This window comes from Desulfocurvus sp. (genome assembly GCF_023230885.1).
In the GTDB taxonomy this organism is placed as follows: domain Bacteria; phylum Desulfobacterota; class Desulfovibrionia; order Desulfovibrionales; family Desulfovibrionaceae; genus Desulfocurvus.
This window is the reverse complement of record NZ_JALNWM010000105.1, coordinates 1-11327: the sequence shown is the minus strand read 5'-3', so window position 1 is coordinate 11327 and position 11327 is coordinate 1. Positions and strand designations below refer to the sequence as shown.

Below are 11327 nucleotides of genomic sequence, written 5' to 3'. Positions count from 1 at the left end.
GGGCTGCGGACTGGGGGCGACGCCGCTTCTCCCCGGCCTTCGTGCGCTGCGGTCCCGGCGCCGCCGGGCGGGGAAAGACAGGCGGGCGGGGGGAAGGCGGCCGCCTCCCGGAGACGGACGGCCACAGGGAGCCGCTCTCCCCGGGGGAGCGGCTCCCCGGGGAGCCGCTCTCCGGAGGGGGCCGCTCTCCGGGGGGCCGGGCGACCCGGCCCGGGCCAGGGGCGGCCACGGGCGACGGGCGCGCGGCGGGGCGACGGGCTACGGGCGTGCCCGCCGGGGGACGGCGGCAACCAGCGCCCGGCGCTGGCCAGGGGCCTTTGCCCGCCCCGGCCGCCCTGCCCCGCGCGCGGGCACGGGCGCGGCCTCCAGGCCGAAGAAGGCCGCTGCGGGCGCGGAGCCCAGGGTCAGGGCCAGGGTCAGGGCCGCAAAGGTCAGTCCGCCGGGAAGGGAAATCAGATCCTGCATGGAACGCCTCTCGGGTATTGGTCGCCCGGGCCGCCGGGGGCGGCCGCGGCCGCGTGCAGGGAGCTGCACACACTCGCGACTTGCACCGTCAGGACTGCAAGAGCTCTGCCAGAATCAGAAATTAATGATACCGGATGGATAGCCTGACAAAGCCACCGGGCGGACGCGCCAGCTGCGCAGGAACCGGCACAAGCGCGTGCAGCCGCCTGCACACGGGGGGGCGGCCGTCAGGGCAGCAGAAGCATGCGCACGGGGCCGACCAGCTAGGGCAGCAGGAACATGCGCACAAGCCCCCAGCCCGTCCAGAGCTGGAACAGGGCCAGAGCCAGCAGCGCGGTATTGTTCAGGCCGTGGAAGACGTGCAGGAACCGGCGGCGCTTCTTGACCCGGTCCAGCAGGTGGCCGCTGGCGTAGCCCGTGCCGACCAGGGCGGCGATGAGCGCGCTCACGGTATAATGCGCGCCGGAAACGCCCCAGGTGCCGAAGGAGTGGCGCATGGCCCAGACGCCGACGACCAGCCCCGCGAGCCAGCCCAGAAGAACCACCTTGCCCCACAGCACATGCCGCTTCCAGGGAAAGAGCACCGAACGCCGCCCCAGGTGGACGAAAAGGGCGCGGCGCACGCCCATTTCCATGACCCACAGGGCCAGCAGGGTCACGGCGATCTGCACCAGCGGATGAATCCAGAGCATGGGCGCCTCCGGGGCGTGGTTGCGGCGCCGGGCCCGCGCGGGGCCGCGCCGACGATGCGTCGGAACTTGTGTCGCGTCCGCGGGACACGACTCCCTTGCTTCATCGTATCCCGTCAGGGACAAGGGGGGGTGCCCCGGAAACCCTGCCTGCATCCCAGGGCTGCGCTCCTAGAAAGGCCAGGCCGCCAGAAGCGTCCCGGCCAGGGCCAGCAGCATGGAGCCGTTGACGGCGGCCAGGGCCCGGGCACCGCGCGCCGGGACCACGGCGGCCAGGGCCAGCCCGGCGGCCAGCCCGGCGGCCGCCAGCCCGCCCGCGGCGCCAGCCCCCCCGGCGGCCCCGCCCAGGGCCAGGGCCAGGGCCAGGCCGATGCCCACGCAGTAGGCCGCCGTCCACAAGGCCAGCACCGGCCCCCGCGAGCGCGCGGGCAGCGCGGCGAAGGGCGGGGCGAAGCCCGCCCGTTGATACTCCGCCCTGCGCCGCCACGCAAGGAGCCAGAAATGCGGCACCTGCCACAGGTAGACCATGACCGTCACGGCCCAGATCAACGGCGCCCGCGCGCCCCAGGCCTCGCCCCCGGCCCCCAGCCAGCCGCACAGGGGCGGCAGGGCCCCGGCCAGGGCGCCCACCAGCAGCGCCGCGCCCGTCCGGGGCTTCAGGGGCGTGTACAGGCCGTTGTAGAGCGCCAGCACCCCCAGGCCCAGCCCGGCCAGGGCCGCCCCGCCGCCCAGGGCGAACAGCCCGAGCCCTCCCGCGCACAGCCCAAGGCCAAGCCCCAGGGCCGCCCCGGGGGCCACGCGCCCGCAGGGCAGGGGCCGGTCCGCCGTGCGGGCCATGCGCGCGTCGCGTTGGCGCTCCTGGACCTGATTCAGGGCCGAGCAGCCCGCGCACAGCAGCACGGCCCCCGCAACGGCCAGGGCCGCGCCAGGGCCCGCCCCCCCGCCCGCCAGCAGCGCCCCGCACAGGGCGGCCCCGCCCACGGCGAGGCTCACCCCCGGGCGCGCCAGGGCCAGCAGGTCCGCCGCCGTCATGGCTGCGCGCCGCCCCCGGGCCCCAGGCTGCGGATGTACTCCACCAGCCGGGCCACCTGCTCGGCGTCCAGATAATCGTACTCGGGCATGATGGGCGTCTCGCCCTCCACCACCAGGGCCCCGGGGTCCAGGATGGACTGGCCCAGGTAGGCGTCGTCGGCCACCACCTCGTGCACGGCCCCGGACTGGTCGCGCACGCGGCGCACCGAGCCCGCCAGGTCGCGGAAGCTGGGCCCGGCGATGGAGGAGCCGTCGGTGGAATGGCAGGACATGCAGCCCTCGGCCTCGGCCAGCTCGCGCCCGGGGGGCGGCCCGGCGGTGTCGCCGGTGAGCATCCAGCGGATCATGGCCTCCAGGTCGGCCTCGGGAATCTGGTCCTGGTAGGACGGCATCATGGCCTCGTAGCCCTCGGCGATCTCCGCCCCGGGGTCGAGCATGGCCCGGCGCAGGTAGTCGGCGTCCACGGTGATCCGCCTGCGCCCGCCGTCGGGCAGCAGGACATCGCCCGTGCGCCCGCCCAGGGCGTCCAGGGGCGGGCCCAGGCCCTGCCCGCCGCCCAGGTCGTGGCAGGCGGTGCAGCCGTATGCCGAGAACAGCTCCCCGGCCCGGGCGGAGGCAGCGTCGGCGCCCGCCAGCCACTGCCGGAAGTCCTCCTCGGGCACGGCGCGCAGGGTGGTGATCATGTTGGCGTGCTTCAGGCCGCAGTATTCGGCGCACAGGATGTCGAACTCGCCGGGGGCCGCGATGTTGAACCAGGCCGTGGTGGTCAGCCCGGGCACGGTGTCCATCTTCAGGCGCAGGGCCGGCACATAGAAGCTGTGGATCACGTCGCGCGAGGTCATGGCCAGCTTCACGTCGCCGCCCACGGGGACCACCAGCTCCGCGGAGCGCCGCCCCCCGGGGTAGGTGAAGGCCCAGGACCACATGCGCGCCTCCACGCCCACCTCCATCGCGCCCTCGGGCACGGTGCGCATGGCCTTGAAGCTGGTCCAGCCGAACCAGAACATGGCCATGACGATGGCCGTCGGCAGGATGGTCCACAGCAGTTCCAGCCCGAGGCTGCCGGGAATCTCCACGGCCTCGGGGTTGCGGGTGTGGTGGTAGCGCCAGGAGAAGTAGAGCATCAGCGCCGTCACCAGCACCAGCGCGCCCACGGCGAAGGCCAGGATGAACAGGAAGGCCCGGTCCACCTCGCTCGCGGCGCTGAACAGTTGCTCGGTCATGGCGGCCTACCTGTATGCGGTGTCGAAGAAGGTGAAGCCGATGAATATGGCCAGGATGGCGAAGGTCATCAGCACGAAGCCCTTGAAGACCCAGTTCTCGTACTTGAGGTGCATGAACACCAGGACCACCAGCGCGGCCTTGGCGGTGGCCACGGCCATGGCCACCACCACGTTCCAGAAGCCCAGGTCCACCCCCGCCACCCCGACGGTGACGACCGTCAGGACCAGAAGGCCGCACCAGATGGCCGTGAGCGTGCCGTAGCTCGGGCCGTGGCGTGCGTTTTCCCGCGTCGTGTCGTGCGTCATGCGGCCTCCCCCTCAGCCCACCAGATAGAACAATGGGAACAGGTAGATCCAGATCAGGTCCACCAGGTGCCAGTACAGGGCCCCGTTTTCCAGGAACACGAAGTCCGCGCGCGTGCAGCGCCCGGTGCGCATGAGCCACCACGCGAAGCCCAGCACGCCCATGCCCACGGTGACGTGCAGGCCGTGCAGCCCGGTCATGGCGTAGTACATGGCGAAATAGACGGCCTCGCCCGGGGGCCCGGCCGCCAGGTGCTCCGAGCCGGGATACAGCCCGTGGCGGAACTTGGCGCTCCACTCGAAGTACTTGATGACCAGGAAGACCCCGGCCAGGGCGATGGTGCCCAGGGTCAGGCCCCGGGCGCGGGCGTCCTGCCCGCGCTTGAGGGCCGCCACGGCCAGGGCCGCCAGCCAGCTCGACGTGATGAGCACCACGGTGTTGGCCGCGCCCATGCGCACGTCGAGGTGGCGGCTGGCCATGTGGAAGGCCTCGTGGTGGCGCGCCATGTAGACCGCGAAGAGCACGAACAGCCCGCCGAAGAGCAGGATTTCCGTGAACAGGAACAGCCACATGCCCAGCTTGGCGCCCTCGTAGTCCTTGTGCGTATCAGTCATCGGCGCGCACGCCCCGGAAGTCGTAAGGTCCGCGATCCACCACCGGCTCGGCGGGGAAGTTGTGGGCCGGAGGCGGCGAGGGCAGGGTCCACTCCAGGGTGGCCGCGCCCCAGGGGTTCGGCCCCACGCGCGGCCCGGAGCGCAGCCCGCGCCAGAGGTTGGCGAACATCAGCGCCAGCCCCGCCGCCACCACCCACGAGCCCACGGTGGAGGCCTCGTGCATGGCCGTGTACTGCGGCAGGTAGTCGTAATAGCGCCGGGGCATGCCCGCCAGCCCCATGACGTACATGGGGAAATACAGCCCGTTCATGCCCACGATGAGGATCAGGGCCGCCCAGGTGGCCACCCGCTTGTTGTACATCCGCCCGTGGACCTTGGGCAGCCAGTAGTGCATGGCGGCGAACAGGCCCATGCCCGTGCCGCCGAAGATCACATAGTGGAAATGGCCGACCACGAAATAGGTGTCGTGGGTGTGCATGTCCGTGCCCGCGGCGCCGAGCACCAGCCCGGTGATGCCGCCCATGGTGAACAGGAAGATGAAGCCCAGGGCGAAGACCAGGGGCGGCTCCATGTGGATGGAGCCCTTGTAGAGCGTGCTGACCCAGTTGAAGACCTTCACCGCCGAGGGGATGGCCACCACGAAGGTCAGCAGCGAGAAGACCATCACAGCCGTGTCGCTCATGCCCGAGACGAACATGTGGTGCGCCCAGACCAGCGAGCCCGCAAAGGCGATGGCCAGGCTGGAGAAGGCGATGGTCTTGTAGCCGAAGATGGCCTTGCGCGCGAATACGGGGATGATGTCGGAGATCACGCCCATGGCGGGCAGGACCATGATGTACACCGCCGGATGGGAATAGATCCAGAACAGGTGCTGGTAGAGGATGGGGTCGCCGCCCCGGGCGGGGTCGAAGACGCCCATGTCCAGGACGCGCTCGGCGATGATCAGCAGCCCGGTGATGCCCAGGATGGGCGTGGCCAGGAGCTGGATCCAGGCCGTGGCGTACAGGGCCCAGGCGAACAGCGACAGGCGCGTCCAGGTCAGCCCCGGGGCGCGCAGGCGGTGGATGGTGACGATGAAATTCAACCCGGTGAGGATGGACGAGAAGCCCAGGATGAACACGGCGGCCACGGCGACGGAGACGTTGGTGCTGGTCACCGCCGAAAAGGGCACATAGAAGGTCCAGCCCGTGTCGGGCGGGCCGTCGCCGGTGAACAGGGCGGCCAGCGCCGTCGCGGCGCCCAGGGCGTAGAGCCACCAGGAAAACATGTTCAGCCGGGGGAAGGCCACGTCCTCGGCGCCCAGGTGCAGCGGCAGGATGATGTTGCCGAAGGACGCCGGGATGCTGGGGATGACCACCAGGAAGATCATGATCACCCCGTGCAGGGTGAACATGGCGTTGTAGGTCTGCGCGCCCATGATGGTCGGGCCCGGGGCGATGAGCTCCAGGCGGATGAGCAGGCCCAGGACGACCCCGACGATGAAGAACCCCAGCACGCACCACAGGTAGAGCAGGCCGATGCGTTTGTGGTCCGTGGTAAACAGCCAGGAAGCCAGGCCCCGGGCGGCCCAGAAGCTGCCCGGGGCGGCGCTTGCGTCGTTCATGTGCGCTCCGCTAGCGGCGTTTCCTCTTGCCCGCCGCCAGCAGGACCGCCAGCAGCAGGGCGATGGTGCCAAGAACCGTAAAGCCCGTGACGCGCAGGATGTTGAAGGTGTAGCGCCGTCCCTCGGGGTCGTAGCTGTAGCAGTAGGACAGCACGCGCTTGACCGACAGGCCCGGGGTGCCCTTGGCCGCCTCGGTGGCGGCCATGGTCACGTCGAAGGGCAGGAAGTCCGAGCCGTAGAGGTAGCGCACGATCTTGCCGTCGGGCGCCACGGCCACCACCACCACCGGATGGGCGAAATCGTCGCCCATGCGCTGGAAGCGGAAGCCCAGGGCGTCCATGGTCCTGGCGATGCTCTCGCGGCTGCCGGTGAGAAACGTCCAGTGCTCCGGGGGGAACCCCTGGCCCAGGGCGGCGTCGAAATTGCGCTTGCTGCGGGCGGCCGTCCCGGGGGTGTCGCGCTCGTCGAAGCTGATGGACACGACCCGCAGCTCCTGGCCGGGAGTCAGGCTGACCCGGGGCAAAACCCGGGCCACGGCCCCCTGGAGGATGTTGCAGACGTTGGGGCAGGTGTAGAACACCGGCAGGATCAGCGTGGGCGCGCCCATGGCCTGGCCCAGGGTCGTTTCGCGGCCCTGGGAGTCGGTGAACACCGTGTCCAGGGGCACATAGGCTCCCAGGTGTTCGTCCACGCCCACGGGCAGGTCGCTTTGCTCCGCCCGGGCCTGCATGGCCTCGTGGTCGTGGGCGGGGGCGTCCGGGGCCGGAGCCGGATGGGCGCCGTGGGCCTCGGGAGCGGCGGGCGCCGGGGCCGGATGGGCGCCGTGGGCCGCCTGGCCGTCCGCCGCCCCGTGAGCGGCGTGGGCGTCGTGGCCGCCCTGGGCGGCGGCGACGCAAACCGGGGCGGCCACCAGGGCCGCCCCGAGAAGCGTCGCCACGGCCGCGAGGCCGAGCCGGGCCGCGAGGCTCCGGCTAGAAGGTGGCGATGTGGTCGGCAAGGGTCTTCAGCTCCTCGTCGCTCAGCTTCTTGACGAACTTGGCCATCATGGGCGCGGTCTTGTCCTGGATCTTGTAGGTGCCGTCCTTGTAGCCCTTGAGCTTGGTCAGCAGCTCGTCGGCGCCCTGGCCCTTGAGGGCCGGGGAGATGTTCATGGCGGTCTTGGAGCCGTCGGCCCCGTGGCAGCCCTTGCAGGGGCCGTAGAGCGCGGCGCCGTCCGCCAGGGCGGCCGCGGCGAACAGCGTCGTGGCAAAGGCGGCGGACAGGGTGATGGCGATGATCCGTTTCATTTCCGATACTCCTTGGTTTTCCTCCGCTGCGGTCCGTTCCGCGCGGATCGGCGGTTGTCGCGCGGCCCCTCTTCCGGACGCCCGCCGGACGAAGACCGCGACCCTGACTATAGGAAAACAAAAAAACCGCTCCCCGGCAAGAGGCGTCTGGAATTTTCTTACTTCCTCCACTGAAGTCCGGTGCGCGGCCCTCCCGCCCGCATTGGCGCCAGGAGCCGGAAGCCACCGGGCGCCGCCGTCGGCAGCCGGACCGCCCCGACGCGGCAGCAACGGCCCTGGGCGCACAGGATCCCAGCCACGCCCCCCACGGCGCGCGGGGGCCCGAGAACAACGACCCCAGGCGCACACGGGGCCCCGGCCCGCCAGGGCGCACCACTCGGCCATATCTGAAACGGCTCCAGGCGCGCGGGCCGAAGACACTCATGACGGGCGGCACGGCTCCGTCGCCAGGCTCCGGTCGCAAGCGGGGGGACCGGAACGCCCGGTCCCCGTGCCTGCTGGTGTTACATCCCCGGGCGCGCGGGCCCCGGGCCGCCCCAAGGCGTGCCGTGAGGGGCGGCTCCCGGCCAGGCGCGCCCGGGCCAATGCGGCAGGCGTCCCCCGTGGAACATTCCGGCGCGGCAAGACGCGTATGCCCGCGACACATCCCGCCCGGTCCGCCGCTTGCGGCAGGGGTGAGCCCCCGCCCCCGCCCCCAGGAACCGACGCCGGGCTTGGCCAAGCCCGATGAGTAAGACAAATAGCGCAATGAAACCAAGGCACTATAACCAAAAAAATCCGCGCTCCCCATTTTTTGAGACAACGTTGCCCGTCCCTGAAAGAGCGCTTGACTTCAAATAGGTATGGTGGGTAGCATCTTAATACTTTTAGACACACAAGACGCCCCCGCCGGGGCGCCCGGAGGAAGAGCGGCGGCCAACCTCCCATGATACGAGGGAAATACGCGTCGCCCGCCAAGGCGGGCGCAAAGACACAGGCCAACACCAAACAACAGGAGAGGATCATGGCTGCATTGGCCGATCCGGTAACGATCGCGAAAGTTGAAATCCGCGTCCTGCGCGCGCCCATTGCCGTGCCGGTCCGCACGTCTTTCGGGACGATGCACGACCGCCCGGCGGTCATCGTGCGCTTGGAAGACGCCCAGGGGAACCACGGCTGGGGCGAGGTCTGGTGCAACTTCCCCTCCTGCGGCGCGGAACACCGGGCCCGGCTGGTGGAAACCGCCGTGGCGCCGCACATCCTGGGCAAAACCTTCGCCAGCCCCACCGAGGCGTTTGACGAGATGACCCGGCGCGTGGAAGTGCTGGCCCTCCAGGCCGACGAACCCGGGCCCCTGGCCCAGGCCGTGGCGGGCGTGGACATCGCGCTGTGGGACATGGCCGCACGCAAGGCGGGCCGACCGCTGCACGCCCTGCTGGGCACGGCGGGCATGACCGTCATGCCCGCCTATGCCAGCGGCATCAACCATCCCGGCGTGGCCGAGACTATCGCCCGCTCCCGAAACGAAGGCTACCGGACCTTCAAGATTAAGATCGGCTTCGGCGAAGCCCGCGACATGGAAAACCTGGGCAGCGCCCTAGGCGCCCTGGAGCCCGGCGAGACCCTCGCCGTGGACAGCAACCAGGCCTGGAGCCTGCCCCAGGCCCTGGAGATGGTAAAACGCATCGGCGACCTGCCCCTGCTCTGGCTGGAAGAGCCCCTGCGCTGCGACAGCCCCGCGCAGGCATGGCTGCAACTGGCCGCCGCATGCCCCCTGCCCCTGGCTGGGGGCGAGAACATACGCAGCACGACGGCCTTCGCCGCCGCCGCCTCCGGGCCGGTCTTCGGCGTCATCCAGCCCGACGTGTGCAAGTGGGGCGGGCTCACGCGCTGCCGCGAGGTGGCCGAGGCCGCCCTGGCGGCGGGCAAGCGCTACTGCCCGCATTACCTGGGCGGCGGCATCGGCCTCATGGCCTCGGCGCACCTGCTGGCCGCCGTCGGCGGCGACGGGATGCTCGAAGTGGACTGCAACGCCAACCCGCTGCGCGAGATGCTGGCCACGCCGTATCCCCTGCTGCGCGACGGAAAAATAACCCTGAGCGACGCCCCCGGGCTCGGAGTGGAACCGGACCTGGAAACCCTAAAACCCTTCCAGGTCGCCCACCTGGTGTGCGCGTAAGGACAACGACCGGACAAAGAAACCTCTGACACTTTGCGAGGAAGGACCATGATACGCTTTCTTTCCACCTTCATTGCGACACTGTTGTGCATTTTCCTCATGGGGCAGACCGCCCCGGCGGCCGACAAGCCGACTATCATCCTGCTCAGCACGCCATTCGGCACGGGCAGCTATGTGCTCGGCACGGCCATGGAAAGCATCGTCAACCAGGGTAACTACCCGGTGGCCGTCTCCCACGCCGAAACCCCTGGCCAGGCCTTCAACGTCATGAAGCTCGGAAGCGACGAGGCCGCGCGCAAGAACACCGTGGTCGTGGCCACCTCGGGCATCGAATGGCTGGCCCAGCGCGGCATGAAGCCCTTCAAGCGGACCTACGAGCCCCTGAAGGTCATCGGGACCCTGAACTACGCCATCACCTGGCTGGTGACCACCGACAAGGACATCAAGACCATCGCCGACCTGCAGGGCAAGCGCATCGCCCTGGGCCGTGTGCCGCAGATCGTCTGGGGTTATGAGCCGGACGCCCTGCTGCGCAACGGGTACACGGACCAGTTCTACAAGAGCCTGCGCATCCAGTTCGTGGGCACCACCGAGGCCGCCAACGCCCTGGTCAACGGCCAGGTGGACGCCGCCGTCATCGGCGGCTACCTCGATCCCATCCACGCCGCCTTCTCGCCCAGCCCGCAGACCGTCGAGGTCATGGCCTCGGGCCGCACCCTGACCCATCTGGACTGGACCCGCGAGGCAGTGGACAACACCGCCGCCAAGGACATCACCCTGCTGCCCTTCCAGCTTCCGGCCGACACCGTGGAAGGCCAGGGCAGCCCCCTGTGGGCCGGGGCCGAAATCCAGGCGTTCTGCGTGCATCCCGACTTCCCCGAGGAACACGCCTACATCATGGCCAAGGCCATGATCGACAACGTCGAGGCCTTCGCCCAGTACCACGCGATGGGCTCGCTCATGAGTCGCGAGTCCCTGGTCAAGGGGTGGAAGGAGGAGGATTTCCATCCTGGGGCCCTGCGGGCCTACAAGGAGGCCGGACTCCTCTAGGGCGGACACCGGTCCGGCCCGGGTGCGGACCCGGGCCGGGCCGCAGCACCTACACACCACAATGGGGGCAGACGCATCATGGAATCACGCACATCCCTTTCCAGGCTGCTCTTGACCATCGGCGCCCTGGGCATGGTCGCCTACCACGCCGTGGCCTCGCAGTATCTTTTCTTCGGTCAGTGGGAACACCAGACCATCCACTTCGCCTTCCTCTTTTTCCTCATCTTCGTCAGCTACGCGCGCAAGGCCAAGAGCCCGGCTTTCAAGGGATTCCTGTACCTGTGCCTGGCCGTGGCCCTGGCCAGCTGCGCCTATGTGTACCTGAACATCGAAGAGCTCGAGATGTCCCAGGGGTTCCCCAGCCAGGCGGCCCTGGTCGTCGGGGTCTGCCTCATCCTGTGCACCTCCCTGGGCACCTACCTGAGCTGGGGCCTGCCCCTGCTGGTGGTTGCCCTGGTCTTCGTGGGCTACTTTTTCCTGGGTCACCTGCTGAGCGGCCCGCTGTACCACACGCCCTTCTCCTTCGACTACGTTATCTCCTACCTGAGCGTGGGCCTGTCGGGGCTCTACGGCCTGTTCATGTCCATCAGCGCCGACCAGGTGTTCATGTTCGTGGTCTTCGGCGCGCTGCTGGGCATTTTCAAGGTCGAGGGCCTGCTCATGGAGGTGGGCAAGATCCTGGGCCGCCGCCTGCGCGGCGGCGCGGGGCTGACCGCCGTGTTCTCCAACTCGCTCATCGGCATGGTCTCGGGCGCACCGGTGGCCAACGTGGCCATCACCGGGCCCTTCGTCCTGCCGTACATGCGCAAGTCGGGCTACAGCGTGGATGAGGCCGGCGGTGTGCTGGCCTGCTCGGCCACGGGCAGCCAGCTCATGCCCCCGGTCATGGGCGCGGCGGCCTTC

Annotated in this window: 12 protein-coding genes; 3 read left to right on the top strand and 9 right to left on the bottom strand. The window is 69.9% G+C overall.

Translation table 11 applies throughout. The features are described 5' to 3' along the window. Positions 1 to 258 precede the first annotated feature (258 nt). The 9 genes from M0P34_RS08935 to M0P34_RS08895 all read right to left on the bottom strand — a co-directional run bounded on the left by M0P34_RS08935 (position 259) and on the right by M0P34_RS08895 (position 7216). Positions 259 to 465 (bottom strand): hypothetical protein, encoded by a 207-nt coding sequence (locus M0P34_RS08935; protein WP_291498566.1) that lies wholly within the window; start codon positions 463 to 465, stop codon positions 259 to 261. A gap of 263 nt (positions 466 to 728) precedes the next feature. After that, positions 729 to 1157, bottom strand: a complete 429-nt coding sequence (locus tag M0P34_RS08930) for a DUF4079 domain-containing protein (RefSeq protein ID WP_291498565.1) — start codon at positions 1155 to 1157, stop codon at positions 729 to 731. A gap of 168 nt (positions 1158 to 1325) precedes the next feature. Then, on the bottom strand, positions 1326 to 2186 hold the full coding sequence (locus M0P34_RS08925; RefSeq protein WP_291498564.1) for a UbiA family prenyltransferase: 861 nt from the start codon (positions 2184 to 2186) through the stop codon (positions 1326 to 1328). Further along, positions 2183 to 3409: a cytochrome c oxidase subunit II gene (gene coxB, locus M0P34_RS08920; RefSeq protein ID WP_291498563.1), complete on the bottom strand. Its 1227-nt coding sequence runs from the start codon at positions 3407 to 3409 to the stop codon at positions 2183 to 2185. The genes M0P34_RS08925 and coxB overlap by 4 nt, the downstream gene beginning before the upstream one ends. Positions 3410 to 3415: 6 nt before the next feature. Next, on the bottom strand, positions 3416 to 3715 hold the full coding sequence (locus tag M0P34_RS08915; protein ID WP_291498562.1) for a cytochrome C oxidase subunit IV family protein: 300 nt from the start codon (positions 3713 to 3715) through the stop codon (positions 3416 to 3418). A gap of 12 nt (positions 3716 to 3727) precedes the next feature. Next, positions 3728 to 4327, bottom strand: coding sequence for a cytochrome c oxidase subunit 3 family protein (locus M0P34_RS08910; protein ID WP_291498561.1), 600 nt, complete (start codon positions 4325 to 4327; stop codon positions 3728 to 3730). Further along, positions 4320 to 5930 (bottom strand): cytochrome c oxidase subunit I, encoded by a 1611-nt coding sequence (ctaD, locus tag M0P34_RS08905; RefSeq protein WP_291498560.1) that lies wholly within the window; start codon positions 5928 to 5930, stop codon positions 4320 to 4322. The genes M0P34_RS08910 and ctaD overlap by 8 nt, the downstream gene beginning before the upstream one ends. A 10-nt stretch (positions 5931 to 5940) precedes the next feature. Beyond that, the gene (locus M0P34_RS08900) at positions 5941 to 6867 is read right to left on the bottom strand and encodes an SCO family protein (protein ID WP_291498559.1); all 927 of its coding nucleotides are present in this window, start codon (positions 6865 to 6867) and stop codon (positions 5941 to 5943) included. 34 nt (positions 6868 to 6901) lie between these two features. After that, positions 6902 to 7216, bottom strand: coding sequence for a c-type cytochrome (locus tag M0P34_RS08895; RefSeq protein ID WP_291498558.1), 315 nt, complete (start codon positions 7214 to 7216; stop codon positions 6902 to 6904). 1003 nt (positions 7217 to 8219) lie between these two features. Here M0P34_RS08895 and M0P34_RS08890 point away from each other — a divergent pair. The 3 genes from M0P34_RS08890 to M0P34_RS08880 all read left to right on the top strand — a co-directional run. Further along, positions 8220 to 9374 carry a mandelate racemase/muconate lactonizing enzyme family protein gene (locus M0P34_RS08890; protein ID WP_291498557.1) on the top strand — a complete coding sequence of 385 codons (1155 nt, stop codon included), beginning with the start codon at positions 8220 to 8222 and terminating at the stop codon, positions 9372 to 9374. A gap of 48 nt (positions 9375 to 9422) precedes the next feature. Further along, complete coding sequence (locus M0P34_RS08885; RefSeq protein WP_291498556.1) at positions 9423 to 10424, top strand: TAXI family TRAP transporter solute-binding subunit; 1002 nt, start codon at positions 9423 to 9425, stop codon at positions 10422 to 10424. Between the two features lie 78 nt (positions 10425 to 10502). After that, the coding region (locus M0P34_RS08880; protein WP_291498555.1) for a TRAP transporter large permease subunit at positions 10503 to 11327 on the top strand (825 nt) is incomplete at its 3' end.